The following is a 20,415-nucleotide window of genomic DNA, read 5'->3' on the forward strand; positions in this document are numbered from 1 at the left end:
AGAGCGTGCCTATGTGGGAGCGAGCCTGCTCGCGAAAAAGTTTTTCCAGGCAATACAGATTTTGAACGTGCCGGCGCTTTCGCGAGCAGGCTCGCTCCCACAGGGATTCGCATGGACTTAAGGAGAGAGGAAGAGGAATAACCAAATTTCAGACACAAAAAACCCCGGTCTTTCGACCAGGGTCTTTGCTATCGATCCGATTCAGCCAATGGCTTATGTCGGCGCTTCAAGGCGTTCAGTGGTCCTTGAAACAGATATGGCGCAGCGGACGGGACTCGAACCCGCGACCCCCGGCGTGACAGGCCGGTATTCTAACCGACTGAACTACCGCTGCGTATCGCTTTGAGCTTGCGCTCAAGTAACTCGTTTTGATTGCCGGCTTCGGTGCCTTGCAATCGCGAACCAGATGAATCTGACTCGTAAAATATGGCGCAGCGGACGGGACTCGAACCCGCGACCCCCGGCGTGACAGGCCGGTATTCTAACCGACTGAACTACCGCTGCGCGTCGGTGCAGGCACTTTCAGCCTACTCTCTTGCTTGCGCAAGCTTCTCGGGAGTGGTGGGTGATGACGGGATCGAACCGCCGACATTCTGCTTGTAAGGCAGACGCTCTCCCAGCTGAGCTAATCACCCGTTTGCATCTCCGAGGCCGCGAAATTTACGCAGGTGGCGAAGCTAAGTCAATAGCAGGATTGGAGTTTTTCTGAAAAAGACGAAATTGCTTCATTCCTGAAGAAGCCATCGACCGATGGACCGCATTCGCCAGCAGGCTCGCTCCCACAGGACGCGGCTTCGCTTGTTATTCCGTGTAGATCATCTTCTTGGTCATGCCGCCATCGACGACGAATTCCTGCCCGGTGACAAATCCCGCATTGCGCGACAGCAACCACGCCACCATCGCCGCCACGTCTTCGACCGTCCCCACCCTGCCCGCCGGATGCTGGGCGTGATCGGCATCGGCCAACGGTTCGGCGCGACGCACAGAGGGATCACGAGTATCGATCCAGCCCGGACTGACCGCATTCACGCGGATTTCCGGCCCAAGGCTGATTGCCAGCGCATGGGTCAGCGCCAACAGCCCCCCCTTGCTCGCCGCATACGCCTCGGAGTCCGCCTCCGACTGTCGCGCACGGGTCGAGGCCAGATTGACGATCGAACCGTTGTGCGCACGCAGATAAGGCGCACAGTGCTTGGCCAGCAACATCGGCCCGCTCAGATTCACCGCCAGCACCCGATTCCAGTACGCCAGATCGAGGCTTTCCAGAGTGATGTTGTGCGGATCTGCCACCGCCGCGTTGCAGACAAGCGCATCAAGGCGACCAAACTGTCCCAGCACCTCGGCCACGCCCAGTGCGACCTGATTTTCCTCGGCGACGTCCATGGCGATGAACCAGGCATTCTCGCCGAGCACCTTCGCCACTTTCGAACCACGCGCCCGATCGAGATCGGTCAGCACCACTTGCCAGCCTTCGCTGATCAGCCAGGCGGCAATTCCGAGGCCGATACCGCGTGCAGCGCCGGTGACCAGCGCCACGCGGCCATGGGTATTGGCCGCCGGTGTGGACAACTCGATCACAATGCCGCCAGACCGCGCGCCAGGTCAGCCTGCAGGTCAGCCACATCTTCCAGACCAACCGCGACGCGAATAAGGCTGTCGCGAATCCCCGCCGCTTCACGCTCCTGGGGCGCCAGACGGCCGTGGGAGGTGGTGCTTGGATGGGTGATCGTGGTTTTGCTGTCGCCGAGGTTGGCGGTGATCGAAATCAACCGAGTAGCATCGATAAAGCGCCAGGCGCCTTCTTTGCCGCCCTTGACCTCGAAGCTCACCACCGCACCAAAACCCTTCTGCTGGCGCTGGGCCAACTCGTGCTGCGGATGGCTCTTCAGACCGGCGTAATGGACCTTCTCGATGCCGTCCTGCTGCTCCAGCCATTCGGCCAGCGCCTGAGCGTTGGCGCAATGCGCTTTCATGCGCAGGTTGAGGGTCTCGAGGCCTTTGAGGAAGATCCACGCATTGAACGGGCTGAGGGTCGGCCCGGCGGTCCGCAGGAAACCCACCACTTCTTTCATCTGTTCACCGCGACCGGCGACAACGCCGCCCATGCAGCGACCCTGACCGTCGATGAACTTGGTCGCCGAGTGCACGACAATGTCCGCGCCGAGCTTCAGCGGCTGCTGCAACGCCGGGGTGCAGAAGCAGTTGTCGACCACCAGCTGCGCGCCCTTGGCATGCGCGATTTCTGCCAGCGCGGCGATATCCACCAGCTCGGCCAACGGGTTGGACGGCGACTCGACAAAAAGCAGTTTGGTGTTGGACTTGATCGCCGCGTTCCAGGCCGACAGATCGGCCAGCGGGACGTAATCGACTTCGACGCCGAAGCGTTTGAAGTATTTCTCGAAGAGGCTGATGGTCGAGCCGAACACGCTGCGCGACACCAGCACATGATCGCCAGCACTGCACAGGCTCATCACCACCGCCATGATCGCGGCCATGCCGGTTGCCGTGGCGACGGCTTGCTCGGCGCCCTCCAGCGCGGCAATGCGTTCTTCGAACGCGCGCACGGTCGGGTTGGTGTAGCGCGAATAGACGTTGCCGGGCACTTCGCCGGCAAAGCGCGCCGCTGCATCGGCAGCGGTGCGGAACACGTAACTGGAGGTGAAGAACATCGGGTCACCGTGTTCGCCTTCCGGCGTGCGGTGCTGACCGGCACGGACGGCCAGGGTATCGAACGCTACGTCTTCGAGGTCGCTGTCCAGCCGACCGGCATCCCATTCCTGACTCATGCTGTCTCTCCTTGCTGTTCTCGAACAATAAATATCAGATACAAAACCGGCCCCTCAGGGCCGGTGGAAACTCAGTTGTTGTACAGATCGATGATCGCACTGACTGCCTGGGTCTTGACCTTCGAGGCATCGTTGCGCGCCTGCTCGATCTTGTTCAGGTAAGCCTCGTCGACGTCACCGGTCACGTACTTGCCGTCGAACACTGCGCAATCGAAGTGCTCGATCTTGATCTTGCCGCCGCCGACCGCTTCGATCAAGTCAGGCAGGTCCTGATAGATCAGCCAGTCTGCACCGATCAGGTCGGCCACGTCCTGAGTCGAACGGTTGTGCGCGATCAGTTCGTGGGCGCTCGGCATGTCGATACCGTACACGTTCGGGAAGCGCACCGCAGGTGCCGCCGAGCAGAAGTAGACGTTTTTCGCGCCAGCTTCGCGGGCCATCTGGATGATCTGCTTGCAGGTGGTGCCGCGCACGATCGAGTCATCGACCAGCATGACGTTCTTGCCACGGAATTCCAGCTCGATGGCATTGAGCTTCTGGCGTACCGACTTCTTGCGCGCAGCCTGGCCCGGCATGATGAAGGTGCGACCGATGTAACGGTTCTTGACGAAACCTTCGCGGAATTTCACGCCCAGGTGATTGGCCAGCTCCAGCGCTGCGGTACGGCTGGTGTCCGGAATCGGGATGACCACGTCGATATCGTGCTCAGGGCGCTCGCGCAGGATCTTCTCGGCAAGCTTCTCGCCCATGCGCAGACGCGCCTTGTAAACCGACACGCCGTCGATGATCGAGTCCGGACGCGCCAGGTAGACGTGTTCGAAAATGCACGGGGTCAGCGACGGGTTGGTTGCGCACTGACGGGTGTGCAGCTTGCCGTCTTCAGTGATGTAGACCGCTTCACCCGGGGCCAGGTCGCGAATCAGGGTAAAACCGAGCACGTCCAGCGAAACGCTTTCCGAGGCGATCATGTACTCGACGCCTTCGTCGGTGTGTCGCTGGCCAAACACGATCGGGCGGATGCCGTGCGGATCGCGGAAACCGACGATGCCGTAACCGGTGACCATCGCCACAACGGCGTAACCACCAACGCAACGGTTGTGCACGTCGGTCACGGCGGCGAACACGTCTTCTTCGGTCGGCTGCAGCTTGCCGCGCTGGGCCAGCTCGTGGGCGAATACGTTGAGCAGCACTTCCGAATCGGAACTGGTGTTGACGTGACGCAGATCGGATTCGTAAATCTCTTTGGCCAACTGTTCAACGTTGGTCAGGTTACCGTTATGCGCCAGTGTGATGCCGTACGGCGAGTTGACGTAGAACGGCTGGGCTTCGGCCGACGTCGAGCTGCCGGCAGTCGGGTAACGGACGTGGCCGATACCCATGTGGCCGACCAGACGCTGCATGTGACGCTGCTGGAACACGTCACGCACCAGGCCATTATCCTTGCGCAGGAACAACCGGCCATCATGGCTGGTCACGATACCGGCAGCGTCCTGGCCGCGGTGCTGGAGCACGGTTAGCGCGTCATACAGCGCCTGATTGACGTTCGACTTACCGACGATACCGACGATGCCACACATGCGACGCAACCCCTACTTAATGGATCTGAACTGAACAGCACTCACTGAGGCGTTTTCGCCGTCGGCAAGAGCTGCTCCTTGAACGGAATCTCAGCGGGTACGCTGATTCCGCTGGCAAGCCACTGACTGCTCCACCCGAGTATCAGGTTTTTGGACCAGTCGGCGACCAATAGAAACTTGGGCACGAGCTGTGATTCTTTCCACCACCCGTCCTGCTGTACCGGCCCCAGGCTCAACAGCCCGACCGCCACGACCACCAGCAACACGCCACGCGCTGCGCCGAAGGCCATGCCGAGGAATCGATCGGTCCCGGACAACCCGGTGACGCGAACCAACTCGCCGATAAGATAATTGATCATTGCGCCCACGATCAGTGTGGCGACAAACATGATGGCACAGCCCGCGATCACGCGAGCCGATGGGGTTTCGATGTATCCGGCGAGGTACTCGGACAGTGAGCCACCAAACATCCAGGCAACCGCTCCTGCGATGATCCAGGTCAGCAGCGATAAAGCTTCCTTTACGAAGCCGCGGCTCAGACTGATCAAAGCGGAGATGGCGATGATTGCAACGATCGCCCAGTCAACCCAGGTAAATGGCACAGTGCAGCCTACAGACGGATAAGGCGGCGCATTTTAGCAGAGCGCATGGCTGTCGGTAAGCTGCGATTGTCAGTGCTTTTCAATCGAGGTGATAGATTTCAGCCACGTTCAGGCTGAAAACGGACAACGAAGCCCTTGAGGTTCTGCTGACGACTCAGCAGATCACGCAGACGATCGGCTTCGGCACGCTCGATCAGCGGACCGACGAACACCCGATTCTTGCCATCGGCAGAACGAATGTAGGCGTTATAACCCTGGCTGCGCAGGTTCTTCTGCAGGCTCTCGGCGCTGGCGCGGCTCGACAGACTGGCCAGTTGCACCGACCAGCTCACCGACAGACCGTTGGCATCGACGCGGCTCTGCGTGGTGTCAGGCTTGCTGGTTGCGGATGTGATCGGCTGAGCCGGCGCCGGAATCGGCTTGGCCACCGGTGGCGGCGTTGCCGGACGGGCTATCTGCGCAGGGATGGTCGGTGCTGGCGCAGCCGGTGCAGCCGGGGCCGCAGGCACCGCTTCTTCAGCGACTTCTTCGTCAGTCGGCACAGGCTCTTGCGGCAAGGCTTGCGGCTCGGGCACAGCCACCGGGTCAATTTGCACCTGCGGCATGGCCGAAGGCTGAGGCGCAGCCGGGGCCTCGACGGTCACCTGACGCTGCTCGTCCTGGCGGGAAAACAGCATCGGCAGGAAGATCACCGCCAGCGCCACCAGCACCAGCGCGCCAACCATGCGCTGCTTGTACGCTTTATCCAGCAAAGCCATTTGCCGCTTCCTCCGTGGAGCGCCGGGCCAGCCATTCAAGGGCCTCGGCGACACAATAAAATGATCCGAACAACAGAATCTCGTCGTCGCTGGTTGCTATAGCGCACTGCCCTTCCAGAGCGGCCGCAACGCTGGCATAGGACGTTACTGAAGCACCAAGGTTCTGCAGCGCTGCCTCAAGTTCAGCCACCGGACGCGCGCGCGGCGAATCCAGCGGCGCGACAGCCCAATGCGCGACACTAGCATTCAATTCGCCAACAACACCATCCAGATCCTTGTCCGCCAGCAGGCCGAATACCGCCAGGCGCTTGCCCGCCGGGGGCCGCGCAGCCAGACGCCGAGCGAGATATTCAGCGGCATGAGGATTGTGACCAACATCCAGCAACATGTTCAGGCGCTTGCCGTTCCATTCGAACGAACGACGATCGAGGCGTCCGACCACGCGCGTCGCCTGCAACGCCGCGACAATCTGTTCGGCATTCCACGGCAAACCTGTCAGCAGATAGGCCTGCAACGCTAGCGCGGCGTTTTCCATCGGCAGATCGAGCAGCGGCAAGTCGCGCAACTCGACCACTTGGCCCAGGGCATCGGTGCCGCGCCATTGCCAGTGCTGGTCAGTGATGCCGAGATCGAAATCGCGTCCACGCAGGAAGAACGGGCAAGCCAGTTCGTGCGCCTTGTCGAGCAGTGGTTGCGGAGGATTCAGGTCGCCACACAGAGCAGGCTTGCCCTGGCGGAAAATTCCGGCCTTCTCGAAGGCCACGGATTCGCGGGTATCGCCCAGATAATCGGCGTGATCGACGCCAATGCTGGTGACCAGCGCAATATCGGCATCGACTACATTGACGGTATCCAGACGCCCGCCCAACCCGACTTCAAGCACCACAGCGTCAAGCGCCGCCTGCTGGAACAGCCAGAACGCTGCCAGAGTGCCCATTTCGAAGTAAGTCAGGGAAGTCTCGCCGCGGCCCGCCTCGACCGCAGCAAAGGCTTCGCAGAGCTGCGCGTCAGTGGCTTCGACGCCGTCGAGCTGCACCCGCTCGTTGTAACGCAGCAGGTGCGGAGAATTGTAGACACCAACGCTCAGGCCCTGCGCACGCAGCAATGAAGCCACGAACGCGCAGGTCGAGCCCTTGCCGTTGGTGCCGGTGACCGTGATCACCCGAGGCGCCGGCTGGCCCAGCCCCATGCGGGACGCTACCTGTTGCGAACGCTCCAGGCCCATGTCGATGGCCGACGGATGCAACTGCTCAAGGTAGGCGAGCCATTCACCAAGGGTGCGCTGGGTCATACGTTGGCAGGCACCGGCGGCACCACGATCGGTTCGATCGGCGCGGCGACGAACTTCGGCGTCGGCTTGCCGGTCATCTGTGCCAGCAGGTTACCCAGACGCGGACGCAGTTCCTGACGGTGGATGATCATGTCGATCGCGCCGTGCTCCAGCAGGAATTCGCTGCGCTGGAAGCCTTCCGGCAGTTTCTCGCGGACGGTCTGCTCGATCACACGCGGGCCGGCGAAGCCGATCAGGGCTTTCGGTTCGCCGACGATGACGTCGCCAAGCATCGCCAGACTGGCGGAAACGCCGCCGTAGACCGGGTCGGTCAGTACGGAGATGAACGGAATGCCTTCTTCACGCAGACGCGCAAGCACGGCCGAAGTCTTGGCCATCTGCATCAGCGAGATCAGCGCTTCCTGCATGCGTGCACCACCGGAGGCGGCGAAGCAGATCATCGGGCAGCGGTTTTCCAGTGCGTAGTTGGCAGCGCGCACGAAGCGCTCACCGACGATGGCGCCCATGGAACCGCCCATGAAGTTGAATTCGAATGCCGAAACCGCTACCGGCATGCCCAGTAGGGTACCGCTGACCGAGATCAGCGCGTCTTTTTCGCCGGTCTGCTTCTGCGCAGCGACCAGGCGGTCCTTGTACTTCTTGCCGTCGCGGAATTTCAGACGGTCAACCGGCTCCAGGTCAGCGCCCAGTTCGTTGCGGCCTTCCGGATCGAGGAAGATGTCGATGCGCGCACGTGCGCCGATGCGCATGTGGTGGTTGCACTTGGGGCAAACGTCCAGGGTCTTTTCCAGCTCCGGACGGTACAACACCGCCTCGCAGGATGGGCATTTGTGCCACAGACCTTCAGGCACCGAGCTCTTCTTGACCTCCGAGCGCATGATCGAAGGGATCAGTTTGTCTACTAACCAGTTGCTCATGCTTTCTTTCTCCAGTACCGGCGGCCCGAACGCTCTGGTTCGCAGCCCCGCGTATGCCCTTGAGCTAAATTCATGTGTGTGGCGATGGTTGCCGAACAGTGGCGGTCAGCGCGGAACATGACCTGCGACGATTCAGCAACCCTCAGCCGCGCCTGCTTTGTGCAAGTGCATTGATGGACGGCGGCAGACTGCCAGCCGTCACATCGACGATGTATTGCCGCGCACCGCGTTGATGAATGCGCGAATCTTGTGGTGATCCTTGATGCCTTTGCTCGCTTCTACCCCGCCGCTGACATCCACCGCGTAGGGCTTGACCCGTGCTACCGCGTCGGCAACGTTCTCCGGCGTCAGGCCGCCGGCCAGAATCAGCGGTTTGCTAAAGTGTTGCGGAATCAGTGACCAGTCAAACGCCTCGCCGGTTCCACCGGGCACCCCTTCGACATAGGTGTCGAGCAGTACGCCACTGGCGCCGGGAAAGGCATCGCAGGCAGCAGCAATGTCATCACCCGCCTTGACCCGCAGCGCTTTGATGTACGGACGATGCCAGCCTTCACACTCCTCCGCACTTTCGTCGCCATGGAACTGCAGCAGATCCAGCGGCACCGCATCGAGGATTTCTCCGAGCTCGCAACGGCTGGCATTGACGAACAGCCCCACGGTGGTAACGAACGGCGGCAGCGCCTTGATGATCGCCCGCGCCTGCTGCACGTTCACCGCTCGCGGACTCTTGGCGTAAAACACCAGGCCGATCGCGTCGGCACCGGCTTCGACGGCGGCCAGCGCATCTTCGATGCGGGTAATGCCGCAGATCTTGCTGCGAACGGCTGACATGTCAGGAAAACCTCAAGGCAAAATCCGAAAACGTCCCTGATGGTAACAAAAGCGTTCGAGGGCGTCAGCCGTCAAGTTCGGAGAAACCCGTAAGGAAATGTGGCCCGATAAAGCGCTCGGGCAACGGAAATTCGTCGTGGTACTCGACCTGCACCAGATACAACCCGTAGGGATGCGCCGTGACCCCGCCGGAGCGACGCTCGCGACTTTCCAGCACTTCCTTCATCCACTCCACCGGACGCTCACCGGCACCGATGGTCATCAGCACACCAGCGATATTGCGCACCATGTGATGCAGGAACGCGTTGGCACGAATGTCGAGCACGATCATCTTGCCGTGACGGGTCACGCGCAGGTGATGCATCTTCTTGATCGGCGACTTTGCCTGGCACTGACCGGCCCGGAACGCGCTGAAATCGTGGGTACCGATCAGGTACTGCGCGGCCTCGGCCATGCGCTCGGCGTCGAGCGGACGGTGATTCCAGGTGATTTCTTCATTGAGGTGCGCCGGGCGGATCTGATCGTTGTAGATCACATAGCGATAACGCCGGGCAATGGCTTTGAAGCGCGCATGAAAATGCGCCGGCATGACCCTGGCCCAGCTGACGCTGATGTCATGGGGCAGATTGATGTTGGCGCCCATGACCCAGGCTTTCAGCGAGCGATCAACCTGGGTATCAAAGTGCACCACTTGGCCGCAGGCATGCACGCCGGCATCGGTACGCCCGGCGCATTGCAGGGAAACCGGCGAATTGGCGACTTTCGACAGGGCTTTTTCAAGCTCTTCCTGCACCGTCGCCACTCCGGTCAGCTGCCGTTGCCAGCCGCTGTAGCGCGAGCCTTTGTACTCAACGCCCAGCGCGACGCGGTAAAAGCCGTCGGGCGCCATTTCGGCGACCGGGTTATCTATGTTTGCCAAGGTGGGACAGCCTGCTGATTTGCAAAGGCGGGCATTATAAGGCGGTGGGCCGGGGATGCCAGAGTTCTCTATCGGCAGTACCGCCCCCTTCGCGAGCAGGCTCGCTCCCACATTTGCAATGCGCCCCCCCCTGTGGGAGCGAGCCTGCTCGCGAAAGCAATCGATCAAACACCGCCGAATCCGGCACAAACAAAAACGGCAGCCCCACCGGGCTGCCGCTTATTGTTTACCGCTGAACTTACACCAGGTTGGAAAGCATGTCCTTGGCCTCGCCCCGCTGCTTCTCGTCACCCTCGGTCAACACTTCGTTGAGGATGTCACGCGCACCGTCAGCGTCGCCCATGTCGATGTAAGCCTGGGCCAGATCGAGTTTGGTCGCTGCTTCGTCGGTGCCGGCGAGGAAGTCGAAATCATCTTCACCCAGGTCATCACCCAACGCTGCGTCCGCTTCGGTGAAGCTCGGCTCGGCCATGCTTTGCGACAGGCGATCCAGCTCGGCATTGACGTCGTCGAGCTCGGCCGCGAAAGCATCCGGCTCGGCGGCTGGGTTGGTGTCCATTTCGTCGGCCAGCGACAGGTCGAAATCGGCTGGCAGCTCCAGGTCGTCCTGCGGCACGTCAGCAACTACCGGCGTCTCGACCGGTGGCAAGTCCTTCACGCCGTCGTCCAGATCCAGCAGGAAGTCATCTTCAGCCAACGTGGCCGGCGATGGTTCGGCGCCCAGATCCATGTCCAGATCGAAGTCCGACAGATCGTCGAGATTGTCTTTCATCTCGGTCTGCTCTTGCAGCACCGAAGCGAAGCTCAGATCGTCTTCGGCCGGAAACGCGTCTAGCTCGACAGGCGCTTCTGGCTCGACCGCTGGCGCAGGATCGACCGGGGTGATGTTGTCGAGGTCGTCCAGGCTCAAATCGAACGCGGTGTCGAGATCGTCAGCGGCAGCCTCGGGCGCTTGCGGCTCGTCTTGCAGCAATTCCTTGACGTACTGCGCGTCCAGTTCGGCAGCGACGGCGGCAGCTGCCAGCCCACCGGCAGCGACCACAGCCATGGCTGGGAAGCGGCTTTTCAGCGCTTCGACCTTGGCGAAGTTATCGCCATTGGCCACCAGTTGACGCTCTTGCGCAACGAACGCATCGCGGTCGCCCTGCTGACCGTAGACTTCCATCAGCTTCAGGCGCAGATCGCTGCGTTCCGGCTCAAGGCTGACGCCCTCTTCCAGCAGCGCAGCGGCCTGATTAAGGCGGCCGGCATTGATGTGCGATTGCGCTTTGTCGAGCACATCATCAGAGCGTTCGCCGGCCGGGGCCACCAGTGGTGCGGCAATCGGCGCAGCCATCACCACCGGAGTGACGACCGGTGCAGGGGCTGGCGCAGGTGCCGGAGCTGGCGTGTTGAGCTTGACGCTGGCTGCCGGGGTTTCCAGGCCGGAGAAGCTGCTTTCCGGCAGATCCTGCTCAGCGGAGAACTCTTGCTCTTCAGCCAGAGCGCGGGCCATGCGCAGGTGCTTTTCGGCTTCCTGCTGGGCTTTGCGGCGACGTGCCAGCAGCAACAGCAGAAGCAGCAGAACCACCGCACCGCCGCCGATCAGGCCGAGCAGGATCGGATTGGTCAGCAGTTCATTGAAGGCTTTGTCGTCATCGGCGGCAGCAGGCGGCGTAGTTTCGACCACCGGCTCGACGACTGGCTCAACCGGGGTTTCCGCTGGCGGCGCGATGGCTGACTCTGGAGTCGGTGAAGCCGCTGCGGCGTCGGCCGGAGTGGCTGGCGGGGTCGCCGCCAGTTCGGCAGTGATCGCCGGCACCGGCGGCACAGCAGCAGTGGCGCCAGGCGCAGCGCCGGCGCCGTCGGCTTGCATCTTCGCCAGTTGATTGTTCTTCAGCTCGATGAGCTTTTGCAGCTTGTCCAGCTGGCTCTGCAGATCAGCCATGCGGCTTTTCAGTTCCTCGTTGTCACGACGGGTCGTGTCGAGGTTTTCCTGAGTGATTGCCAGTTTGTTGCTCAGCGCCTTGGCGTCGCCGGCCGGGCCTTTCGCACCGGGCTTGGCGCTTTCCGCCGAGACCAGGCTCAGATTGTCCTGGGTGTTGGCCGCTGCACCGGTATTGCCACGGCCACGATTGGTCGCATCCAGCTGCTGCTGACCGGTGCCAGGCTTGCCTACATAACGACGGCCCTGACGCCAGGCTTCGTTCTGCGCCGCCACTTCAGCAATGGCAGCCGACTGCGGCAGCGCTGTGCTTTGTACCGGGTCCGGCAGACGCAGCACCTGGCCGGTTTTCAGACGGTTGATGTTGCCGTCGATAAAGGCATTCGGATTGAGCGCCTGAATCGCCAGCATGGTCTGCTGCACCGAGCCGCCGTTGCGCGCCTTCGCGGCGATTTCCCACAGGGTATCGCGCGGCGTGGTGGTGTATTGATTGCGATGGGTGGCGCCAGTGGTTGGCGCGGTGATGGTCTGCGACGGCGCCGGTTGCGCGGCGGCGTCTGCGGTCTGCGGCGAGAACTTCGACGGATCGAGCAGCACGCTGTAATCACGCAACAAGCGGCCATTGGGCCACATCACCTGCACAAGGAACTTCACCATCGGTTCCGACAGCGGTTGGCTCGAGGTCACGCGCAACACGCTTTTGCCGTTGGCGTTGAGTACCGGGGTGAACGTCAGGTCATTGAGAAAAGCCTGACGGTCGACGCCGGCCTTGGCGAAATCTTCAGGGGAAGCCAGGCTCGGCACCACTTCGGCAGCGGTGAGATCCTTGACGTCGAGCAGCTCGATTTCAGCCACCAACGGCTGGTTCAGGGTCGACTTCAGGGTCAGCTCCCCGAGCCCGAGGGCATGCGCCATACCGGAGGACAGCGCCGAGGCGGCCGCTATTGCTAACACCAGTTTGCGAACTTGAACCATAGCCTCATCCTTTGTTTGAACGTTCCTCGGCCAGCGAGAAGCTTTTGAATACCGCTGCCGTAAGGCATTGCGCGCGACGACGGGGGTCGCCGCGCGCGATCATTTCGGTGCTGCCCCGGAAAGTCCCGGAGGGTGACTCGTCATCGACGCGCTTCGGGCAAGCATAGCGCTCACCTAGAATCAGTCGACAAATTGTTGCCAAGTATCTTTTACAGCAGGTCTTTTATCAACAACTCAGCCAGTTGCACGGCGTTGAGCGCCGCGCCTTTGCGTACGTTATCTGACGTCAGCCAAAGATTTAGTTCCGCCGGGTCGTCGACGCCCGTCCGCACGCGGCCTACGTAGACCACGTCCTGCCCCACCGCATCGCCGACCGCGGTCGGATAATCACCGGCCTCGACCAGCTCGATGCCCGGTGCAGCCTCAAGCGCTGCGTTGACCTTTTCCAAGTCAACAGCGCTGCCTGACTGCAAGGTCACGCTAAAGCTATCGCCAAAAAACACCGGGGCTTGAACGCAAGTGGCAGAAATCTTCAATAAAGGTTTTGCCAGAACCTGGCGCAGCTCTCGAACCAATCGTTTTTCCAGCAGCGTGTGGCCCTGCGCATCAGGCGTACCGACTTGTGCCAGCAGGTTGAAGGCCATCTGCCGGTCGAAGAACGTCGGTTCCAGCGGACGCATGTTGAGCAGCTCGGCGGTCTGCCGCGCGAGCTCGGTGACCGCCTCGCGGCCTTGCGCCGAAACGGCCAGATTGGCGGTGACGTTGACGTATTGCAGATCGAGCAGATCGAGCAGCGGCGCCAGCACCACCGCAAGCGTCGTAGCAGACGGGCTTGGGCTGCTGACCTGGAACGGGCTTTTCAGACTGGCGAGAATATCGGCATTGGCCTCGGGCACCACTTGTGGCGCCTGATCGGCGGGCAAGGCGCCGGACAAGTCGATCAACGAGCAACCGGCAGCATGGGCGCGAGCGGCGTAGCTCAGCGACACCGCAGCGCCGGCGGCGAAGAACACCAGTCTGACCTTGCTGAAATCGAACTCGTCGACCTCGCGCACGCGTACGTTTTTGTTGCGGAAAAGCACCGAGCTGCCGGCCGATTCACTGCTGGCCAGCAGGTGCAGGTTGCCGACCGGGAAGTCGCGTTCTTCGAGAATCTGTACGAGGGTTTCGCCGACAGTACCGGTGGCGCCGATAACGGCGATATCGAAAGTCTGGGTCATGGAGCTACCTCTGGCAAAACGGGGGGAGCGGCACTTTACCGGGTGGGTGGCGCGCAGGCAATTTCTGCAGGATTTGCGGCGGCTGGACCGGCCCTTTCGCGAGCAGGCTCGCTCCCACAGGGACCGCATTTCAATGTGGGAGCGAGCCTGCTCGCGAAAAAGGCAGTACAGACACCGGAGAAATCCTTGGCATAAAAAAACCCGCACCTCTCACAAGGCACGGGCTTCTTCAATGCTTCAAGCGATCAACGCTCCAGCAGGATCCGCAGCATGCGGCGCAGCGGTTCGGCCGCGCCCCACAGCAGTTGGTCGCCGACGGTGAAGGCGCCGACGAATTGCGAACCCATGTTCAGCTTGCGCAGACGACCGACCGGTACATTCAGGGTGCCGGTGACCTTGGTCGGGCTCAGCTCCTGCATGCTGATCTCGCGGTTGTTCGGTACCAGCTTGACCCAAGGGTTGTGCTGGCTGATCAGCCCTTCGATATCGGCGATCGGTACGTCTTTGTTCAGCTTGATGGTCAGCGCCTGGCTGTGGCAGCGCATGGCGCCGATGCGCACGCAGATGCCGTCGACCGGGATCGGGCTCTTGAAGCGACCGAGAATCTTGTTGGTCTCGGCCTGGGCCTTCCACTCTTCGCGGCTCTGGCCGTTCGGCAGTTCCTTGTCGATCCATGGGATCAGGCTGCCGGCCAGCGGTACGCCGAAGTTTTCGGTCGGGTACGCGTCGCTGCGCATGGCTTCGGCCACGCGACGGTCGATGTCGAGGATCGCGCTGGCCGGATCGGCCAGTTGATCGGCGACAGCGGCGTGGGTCGCGCCCATCTGCTTGATCAGTTCACGCATGTTCTGCGCGCCGGCACCGGAGGCCGCCTGATAGGTCATGGCGCTCATCCACTCGACCAGACCGGCCTCGAACAGACCGCCCAGGCCCATCAGCATCAGGCTGACGGTGCAGTTGCCGCCGATGTAGTTCTTGGTACCCGCGTCCAGCTGCTGGTCGATGACCTTGCGGTTGACCGGGTCGAGAATGATCACCGCGTCATCGTTCATGCGCAGGCTCGACGCCGCGTCGATCCAGTAACCCTGCCAGCCGGCTTCACGCAGCTTCGGGAATACTTCGCTGGTGTAGTCGCCGCCTTGGCAGGTCAGGATCACGTCGAGGGTCTTCAGCTCGTCAATGCTGTAAGCGTCCTTGAGCGGAGCAATGTCCTTGCCCACGGACGGGCCTTGGCCACCGACATTGGACGTGGTGAAAAACACCGGCTCGATAAGATCGAAATCCTGCTCTTCCAGCATCCGCTGCATGAGCACGGAACCGACCATCCCGCGCCAACCGATCAGACCTACACGTTTCATCGCAACTACACCTTCTTGAAAAGTGGGCCGCTGCTTTGTATTGAATTTCGCAGCGGGCCCGAGAGATTACAGATTCCGCAGCGCGGCGACTACTGCGTCGCCCATTTCCTGCGTACCGACTTTGGTACAACCGGCCGAGTGGATGTCGCCGGTGCGCAAGCCCTGATCGAGCACGACGCTGACAGCTTTTTCGATGGCATCGGCAGCGTCGTGCAGATTGAAGCTGTAACGCAGCATCATCGATACCGACAGGATCGTCGCCAGCGGGTTGGCAATGCCTTTACCGGCAATGTCCGGGGCCGAACCGTGGCAAGGCTCGTACATGCCCTTGTTGTTGGAATCCAGCGAGGCCGACGGCAGCATGCCGATCGAGCCGGTGAGCATCGACGCTTCGTCGGAGAGGATGTCGCCGAACATGTTGTCGGTGACGATCACGTCGAACTGCTTGGGTGCGCGCACCAACTGCATGGCGGCGTTGTCGACGTACATGTGGCTCAGTTCGACTTCCGGGTAATCCTTGGCCACTTGCTCGACCACTTCGCGCCACAACTGGCTGGATGCCAGGACGTTGGCCTTGTCCACCGAGCAGAGCTTCTTGCCACGAACCATGGCCATGTCGAAACCGACACGGGCGATGCGGCGGATTTCGCTTTCGCTGTACGGCAGCGTGTCGTAGGACTGACGCTCGCCGTTGTCCAGCGTACGGGTGCCACGCGGCGCGCCGAAGTAAATGCCGCCGGTCAGCTCACGGACAATGAGGATGTCCAGACCGGCAACGATTTCCGGTTTCAGGCTCGACGCGTCGGCCAGTTGCGGATAGAGGATCGCCGGGCGCAGGTTGCCGAACAGGCCCAGTTGCGCGCGGATTTTCAGCAGACCGCGCTCAGGGCGGATGTCACGCTCGATGGTGTCCCATTTCGGGCCACCGACCGCGCCCAGAAGCACGGCGTCGGCAGCGCGGGCGCGATCAAGGGTTTCGTCGGCCAGCGGCACGCCATGCTTGTCGATGGCCGCGCCGCCGATCACGTCGTGGCTCAGCTCGAAGCCCAGGCTGTACTTGTCATTGGCCAATTCCAGCACCTTGACCGCTTCGGCCATGATTTCCGGACCAATACCGTCACCCGGGAGAATCAGAATCTGCTTGCTCATGCTTTCCTCGTGTCTTCAAGCGGTGCGCCAGTGAACGGCGCGCCGGGAAAAATTCCTATCGCTCGGCCATCAGTACGATCACATCGGTACTGAACGAGCCGTCGGCATCTATCTCAAAATACTCACGCACTTCGTTGCCCATCGACTGCTGCAACTGGCGGATCGCCGCGCGCATCACGTCAGGTGTGCGCATGCGCTCGACCCAGCTGCTGTACTCCAGACGCAGGCGCTGCCGGGTGGTACTGCGCACATGCAGACCAGCCTCGCTGACCTGGCGCAGCCACTCGGCGGCGGAGTAGTCGCGGACATGGCTGGTGTCGCGCAGCACTTCGACGCTTTGCAGGTAAGTGTCGAACAACGCACTGCCCGGTGACAACACGTCAACGAAAGCCGCCACCCCGCCCGGCTTCAGCACCCGGCGCACTTCGCGCAAGGCGAGACCGAGGTCGCTCCAGTGATGCGCCGAGTACCGGCTAAACACAAAATCGAACTCGCCATCGGCGAACGGCAAGCGCTCGGCAGCACCGTTGACGGTAATGATATTGCTCAAGCCGCGATCGACGGCAGCGCCGGCAACCACATCAAGCATTTGCTGCGACAAGTCGTAAGCCACCACCTCCTTGACCAATGGAGCGACATGGAAACTGACATGGCCTGCGCCGCAACCCAAGTCCAGCAAACGAGCCTCGCCCTGCCCGGCCAGCTCAGCCTGTAGCAATGCGAATTCGGTGCCTTGAGCGTGAACCGCGCTGCTCAGGTAAGCGGCGGCCTGTTCACCGAATTGCTTTTGTACGACCTGAGTGTGTTGGGCGGTGCTGGTCATGGGCACATCCTGGTATCTATGTTGTTTGCGCTGCCGTCTTCGCGAGCAGGCTCGCTCCCACAGGGGAATGCATTCCAAGGTGGGAGCGAGCCTGCTCGCGAAGGGGCCAGCCCTGACTACATCAATCTCGAATCACGCGTCGCGAAACAACCACGGCTGGCTAACCCGATGCTTGGCCTCGAACGTCGCGATCGCATCGCCGTCCTGCAAGGTCAGGCCGATATCGTCCAGACCATTGAGCAGGCAGTGCTTGCGGAACGCATCGATCTCGAAGCTGTACACCTTGCCATCCGGGCGGGTCACGGTCTGCGCTTGCAAGTCGATCTGCAATTGATAACCCGGCTCGGCTTCAACCTGCTTAAACAGTTCATCAACTTCTGCATCGCTGAGAATGATCGGCAGCAGGCCGTTCTTGAAACTGTTGTTGAAGAAGATGTCGGCGTAACTCGGCGCGATGATGCTGCGGAAACCGTACTCTTCCAGCGCCCACGGCGCGTGTTCACGGCTCGAGCCGCAGCCGAAGTTCTCGCGGGCGAGCAATACGCTGGCACCCTGATAACGCTCGGCGTTGAGGATGAAATCCTTGTTCAGCGGGCGCTTGGAGTTGTCCTGGTACGGCTGGCCGACATCCAGATAACGCCACTCGTCGAACAGGTTCGGACCAAAACCGGTGCGCTTGATCGACTTCAAGAACTGCTTGGGAATGATCTGATCGGTGTCGACGTTGGCACGATCCAGAGGCGCGACAAGACCAGTGTGCTGAGTAAATGCCTTCATCTTTACTGTGCTCCTTGGATCAATTCACGAACGTCGATGAAACGGCCGTTCACCGCTGCTGCCGCCGCCATGGCCGGGCTGACCAGGTGGGTACGGCCACCGGCGCCCTGACGGCCTTCGAAGTTACGGTTGGAAGTCGAGGCGCAATGCTCGCCGGACTCCAAACGGTCCGGGTTCATCGCCAGGCACATCGAGCAACCCGGCTCGCGCCATTCGAAACCGGCCTCGAGGAAAATCTTGTCCAGCCCCTCGGCTTCAGCCTGCGCCTTGACCAGACCCGAGCCCGGCACGACGATTGCCTGCTTGATGGTCGAGGCGACCTTGCGGCCCTTGGCGATGACCGCAGCGGCGCGCAAGTCTTCGATGCGCGAGTTGGTGCAGGAACCGATGAATACGCGATCAAGCTGAATGTCGGTGATCGCCTGATTGGCGGTCAGACCCATGTATTTCAAGGCGCGAACGATCGAGTCACGTTTGACCAGATCCATTTCCTTGGCCGGGTCCGGCACGTTCTGATCAACAGCCAAAACCATCTCAGGCGAAGTGCCCCAGCTGACTTGCGGCTTGATCTGCGCGGCGTCCAACTCGACCACGGTGTCGAATTTGGCATCGGCGTCGGAGACCAAGTCTTTCCAGGCTTCGACGGCCATGTCCCACTGCTCGCCCTTCGGCGCGAATGGACGACCTTTGACGTAGTCGATGGTCTTCTGATCTGCCGCCACCAGGCCCACGCGGGCGCCGGCTTCGATGGACATGTTGCAGATGGTCATGCGGCCTTCGACGGACAGATCGCGGATCGCGCTGCCGGCAAATTCGATGGCGTGGCCGTTACCGCCGGCGGTGCCGATCTTGCCGATCACCGCAAGGACGATGTCCTTGGCGGTCACGCCGAACGGCAATTGGCCTTCGACGCGCACCAGCATGTTTTGCATTTTTTTGGCGACCAGGCACTGGGTGGCGAGCACGTGCTCGACCTCAGATGTACCGATACCGTGGGCCAATGCCCCGAATGCGCCGTGGGTCGAAGTGTGCGAGTCACCGCAGACCACGGTCATGCCCGGCAAGGTCGCGCCCTGCTCCGGGCTGATCACGTGAACGATGCCCTGACGCACGTCGTTCATCTTGAATTCGACGATGCCGTATTCATCGCAGTTGTCGTCGAGGGTCTGCACCTGCAAACGCGAAACCTGGTCGGCAATGGCTTCGATGCCGCCCTTGCGCTCCGGAGTGGTCGGTACGTTGTGGTCCGGGGTCGCGATGTTGGCATCGATGCGCCAAGGCTTGCGCCCGGCCAGACGCAAGCCTTCGAAGGCTTGCGGCGAAGTCACTTCGTGGATGATGTGACGATCGATGTAGATCAGCGCCGAGCCATCGTCGCGCTGCTTGACCAAATGCGAATCCCAGAGCTTGTCGTAGAGCGTTTTGCCGGCCATCAGACGGTTCCTCATCAGCTTGTTTCTATGCCCTGGGCTCATCAATAACCCTTTGGCTTGTGAGGCCGATCCTATGGGGTTAGATTAAATAACTCAAATTCATATTTTTTATGCTTTGGATAACCAACTGGAATGCGACATGGATCTGGCTAACCTGAATGCTTTTATTGCCATCGCCGAGACCGGCAGCTTCTCCGGCGCCGGCGAACGCCTTCATCTGACCCAACCGGCGATCAGCAAGCGCATCGCCGGGCTTGAGCAGCAATTGAAGGTACGCCTGTTTGATCGACTGGGTCGCGAAGTCGGTCTGACCGAGGCGGGTCGCGCCCTGCTGCCAAGGGCTTATCAGATTCTCAACGTGCTCGACGACACCCGCCGTGCCCTGACCAACCTGACCGGCGAGGTCAGCGGTCGCCTGACGCTGGCCACCAGTCACCACATCGGCCTGCACCGCTTGCCGCCTCTATTAAGGGAGTTCACCCGCCGCTACCCACAGGTTGCGCTGGATATTCAGTTCCTTGATTCGGAAGTGGCCTACGAGGAAATTCTCCACGGCCGCGCAGAACTGGCGGTCATCACCCTCGCGCCAGAGCCGCATACCCTGGTCAAAGCTACGCCGGTATGGGACGACCCGCTGGATTTCGTCGTCGCCCCGGAGCATTCGCTGATCAACAACGGTGTCGTCAGTCTGGCGGACATCGCCGGCCATCCGGCGGTTTTCCCCGGCGGCAACACGTTTACCCACCACATCGTCCAGCGTTTGTTCGAAGCTCAGGGCCTGACGCCGAACATCGCCATGAGCACCAACTATCTGGAAACCATCAAGATGATGGTCTCCATCGGCCTGGCCTGGAGCGTGCTGCCGCGCACCATGCTCGACGAACAAGTGGCAAGCATCGCATTGCCGGGCATACAGCTCACTCGCCAGCTAGGCTATATCTTGCACACCGAACGGACGCTATCGAATGCAGCACGCGCCTTCATGGCCCTGCTGGATGCACAAATCGATCGGCCAGGGATCCCGGCCTGACTTGTGCTACTCCTATAGAGCCGCTCCTGTGCCTAACGCCACTCA

17 protein-coding genes and 3 tRNA genes are annotated in these 20,415 nt (G+C 61.3%); 1 reads left to right on the forward strand and 19 read right to left on the reverse strand.

Annotated elements, in window-relative coordinates; translation table 11 throughout:
* Nucleotides 1–257: 257 nt before the first annotated feature.
* From ACV8MC_RS23670 to leuC, 19 genes are all read right to left on the reverse strand, one after another.
* Nucleotides 258–334: transfer RNA gene (locus tag ACV8MC_RS23670), tRNA-Asp, on the reverse strand.
* Between the two features lie 93 nt (nt 335–427).
* Nucleotides 428–504: transfer RNA gene (locus ACV8MC_RS23675), tRNA-Asp, on the reverse strand.
* Between the two features lie 55 nt (nt 505–559).
* Nucleotides 560–635, reverse strand: a tRNA-Val gene (locus ACV8MC_RS23680).
* A gap of 166 nt (nt 636–801) precedes the next feature.
* Entirely contained in the window at nt 802–1,578 is a 777-nt protein-coding gene (locus tag ACV8MC_RS23685) for an SDR family oxidoreductase (RefSeq protein ID WP_252869128.1), read from the reverse strand.
* Nucleotides 1,575–2,786, reverse strand: coding sequence for an O-succinylhomoserine sulfhydrylase (locus ACV8MC_RS23690; RefSeq protein ID WP_457263733.1), 1,212 nt, complete (start codon nt 2,784–2,786; stop codon nt 1,575–1,577). The genes ACV8MC_RS23685 and ACV8MC_RS23690 overlap by 4 nt, the downstream gene beginning before the upstream one ends.
* A 71-nt stretch (nt 2,787–2,857) precedes the next feature.
* Nucleotides 2,858–4,363 carry an amidophosphoribosyltransferase gene (purF, locus tag ACV8MC_RS23695; protein WP_016773943.1) on the reverse strand — a complete coding sequence of 502 codons (1,506 nt, stop codon included), beginning with the start codon at nt 4,361–4,363 and terminating at the stop codon, nt 2,858–2,860.
* A gap of 41 nt (nt 4,364–4,404) precedes the next feature.
* The gene (locus ACV8MC_RS23700; protein WP_016773942.1) at nt 4,405–4,965 is read right to left on the reverse strand and encodes a CvpA family protein; all 561 of its coding nucleotides are present in this window, start codon (nt 4,963–4,965) and stop codon (nt 4,405–4,407) included.
* Nucleotides 4,966–5,063: 98 nt separating this feature from the next.
* A complete protein-coding gene (locus tag ACV8MC_RS23705; RefSeq protein WP_041478538.1) occupies nt 5,064–5,723 on the reverse strand; it encodes an SPOR domain-containing protein in 660 nt (219 codons plus the stop codon).
* A complete protein-coding gene (gene folC, locus ACV8MC_RS23710; RefSeq protein WP_310215432.1) occupies nt 5,707–7,014 on the reverse strand; it encodes a bifunctional tetrahydrofolate synthase/dihydrofolate synthase in 1,308 nt (435 codons plus the stop codon). Before folC ends, ACV8MC_RS23705 begins: the two co-directional genes overlap by 17 nt.
* On the reverse strand, nt 7,011–7,931 hold the full coding sequence (accD, locus tag ACV8MC_RS23715; protein WP_457263735.1) for an acetyl-CoA carboxylase, carboxyltransferase subunit beta: 921 nt from the start codon (nt 7,929–7,931) through the stop codon (nt 7,011–7,013). The genes folC and accD overlap by 4 nt, the downstream gene beginning before the upstream one ends.
* 198 nt (nt 7,932–8,129) lie before the next feature.
* The gene (locus ACV8MC_RS23720) at nt 8,130–8,762 is read right to left on the reverse strand and encodes a phosphoribosylanthranilate isomerase (RefSeq protein WP_457263736.1); all 633 of its coding nucleotides are present in this window, start codon (nt 8,760–8,762) and stop codon (nt 8,130–8,132) included.
* 64 nt (nt 8,763–8,826) lie between these two features.
* Nucleotides 8,827–9,651: a tRNA pseudouridine(38-40) synthase TruA gene (gene truA, locus ACV8MC_RS23725; protein ID WP_016773937.1), complete on the reverse strand. Its 825-nt coding sequence runs from the start codon at nt 9,649–9,651 to the stop codon at nt 8,827–8,829.
* A gap of 268 nt (nt 9,652–9,919) precedes the next feature.
* A complete protein-coding gene (locus ACV8MC_RS23730; RefSeq protein WP_457263738.1) occupies nt 9,920–12,580 on the reverse strand; it encodes a FimV/HubP family polar landmark protein in 2,661 nt (886 codons plus the stop codon).
* Between the two features lie 209 nt (nt 12,581–12,789).
* A complete protein-coding gene (locus ACV8MC_RS23735; protein WP_095179494.1) occupies nt 12,790–13,800 on the reverse strand; it encodes an aspartate-semialdehyde dehydrogenase in 1,011 nt (336 codons plus the stop codon).
* A gap of 245 nt (nt 13,801–14,045) precedes the next feature.
* Complete coding sequence (asd, locus tag ACV8MC_RS23740; protein ID WP_016773934.1) at nt 14,046–15,158, reverse strand: aspartate-semialdehyde dehydrogenase; 1,113 nt, start codon at nt 15,156–15,158, stop codon at nt 14,046–14,048.
* A gap of 66 nt (nt 15,159–15,224) precedes the next feature.
* Nucleotides 15,225–16,307 carry a 3-isopropylmalate dehydrogenase gene (gene leuB, locus ACV8MC_RS23745; RefSeq protein ID WP_016773933.1) on the reverse strand — a complete coding sequence of 361 codons (1,083 nt, stop codon included), beginning with the start codon at nt 16,305–16,307 and terminating at the stop codon, nt 15,225–15,227.
* A 55-nt stretch (nt 16,308–16,362) separates the two neighbouring features.
* Nucleotides 16,363–17,130, reverse strand: a complete 768-nt coding sequence (locus ACV8MC_RS23750) for a class I SAM-dependent methyltransferase (RefSeq protein ID WP_095179493.1) — start codon at nt 17,128–17,130, stop codon at nt 16,363–16,365.
* Between the two features lie 132 nt (nt 17,131–17,262).
* A complete protein-coding gene (gene leuD, locus ACV8MC_RS23755; protein WP_256811258.1) occupies nt 17,263–17,907 on the reverse strand; it encodes a 3-isopropylmalate dehydratase small subunit in 645 nt (214 codons plus the stop codon).
* 2 nt (nt 17,908–17,909) lie between these two features.
* Entirely contained in the window at nt 17,910–19,340 is a 1,431-nt protein-coding gene (gene leuC / locus ACV8MC_RS23760) for a 3-isopropylmalate dehydratase large subunit (RefSeq protein ID WP_252879794.1), read from the reverse strand.
* A gap of 139 nt (nt 19,341–19,479) precedes the next feature.
* On the opposite strand from leuC, the gene ACV8MC_RS23765 reads away from it, so the two are divergent.
* Nucleotides 19,480–20,370, forward strand: a complete 891-nt coding sequence (locus tag ACV8MC_RS23765) for a LysR family transcriptional regulator (protein WP_039762039.1) — start codon at nt 19,480–19,482, stop codon at nt 20,368–20,370.
* Nucleotides 20,371–20,415 lie beyond the last annotated feature (45 nt).

It is taken from the genome of Pseudomonas sp. PK-RTE-24, assembly GCF_054052265.1.

Excerpts from the sequence above, each read along its gene's own strand:
- leuB (WP_016773933.1), bottom strand. The coding sequence starts at position 16,307 with ATGAGCAAGCAGATTCTGATTCTCCCGGGTGACGGTATTGGTCCGGAA.
- folC (WP_310215432.1), bottom strand. The coding sequence starts at position 7,014 with ATGACCCAGCGCACCCTTGGTGAATGGCTCGCCTACCTTGAGCAGTTG.
- ACV8MC_RS23720 (WP_457263736.1), bottom strand. The coding sequence starts at position 8,762 with ATGTCAGCCGTTCGCAGCAAGATCTGCGGCATTACCCGCATCGAAGAT.
- truA (WP_016773937.1), bottom strand. The coding sequence starts at position 9,651 with ATGGCGCCCGACGGCTTTTACCGCGTCGCGCTGGGCGTTGAGTACAAA.
- ACV8MC_RS23730 (WP_457263738.1), bottom strand. The coding sequence starts at position 12,580 with ATGGTTCAAGTTCGCAAACTGGTGTTAGCAATAGCGGCCGCCTCGGCG.
- leuC (WP_252879794.1), bottom strand. The coding sequence starts at position 19,340 with ATGGCCGGCAAAACGCTCTACGACAAGCTCTGGGATTCGCATTTGGTC.
- ACV8MC_RS23750 (WP_095179493.1), bottom strand. The coding sequence starts at position 17,130 with ATGACCAGCACCGCCCAACACACTCAGGTCGTACAAAAGCAATTCGGT.
- ACV8MC_RS23735 (WP_095179494.1), bottom strand. The coding sequence starts at position 13,800 with ATGACCCAGACTTTCGATATCGCCGTTATCGGCGCCACCGGTACTGTC.
- accD (WP_457263735.1), bottom strand. The coding sequence starts at position 7,931 with ATGAGCAACTGGTTAGTAGACAAACTGATCCCTTCGATCATGCGCTCG.
- asd (WP_016773934.1), bottom strand. The coding sequence starts at position 15,158 with ATGAAACGTGTAGGTCTGATCGGTTGGCGCGGGATGGTCGGTTCCGTG.
- ACV8MC_RS23705 (WP_041478538.1), bottom strand. The coding sequence starts at position 5,723 with ATGGCTTTGCTGGATAAAGCGTACAAGCAGCGCATGGTTGGCGCGCTG.
- ACV8MC_RS23765 (WP_039762039.1), top strand. The coding sequence starts at position 19,480 with ATGGATCTGGCTAACCTGAATGCTTTTATTGCCATCGCCGAGACCGGC.
- ACV8MC_RS23690 (WP_457263733.1), bottom strand. The coding sequence starts at position 2,786 with ATGAGTCAGGAATGGGATGCCGGTCGGCTGGACAGCGACCTCGAAGAC.
- leuD (WP_256811258.1), bottom strand. The coding sequence starts at position 17,907 with ATGAAGGCATTTACTCAGCACACTGGTCTTGTCGCGCCTCTGGATCGT.
- purF (WP_016773943.1), bottom strand. The coding sequence starts at position 4,363 with ATGTGTGGCATCGTCGGTATCGTCGGTAAGTCGAACGTCAATCAGGCG.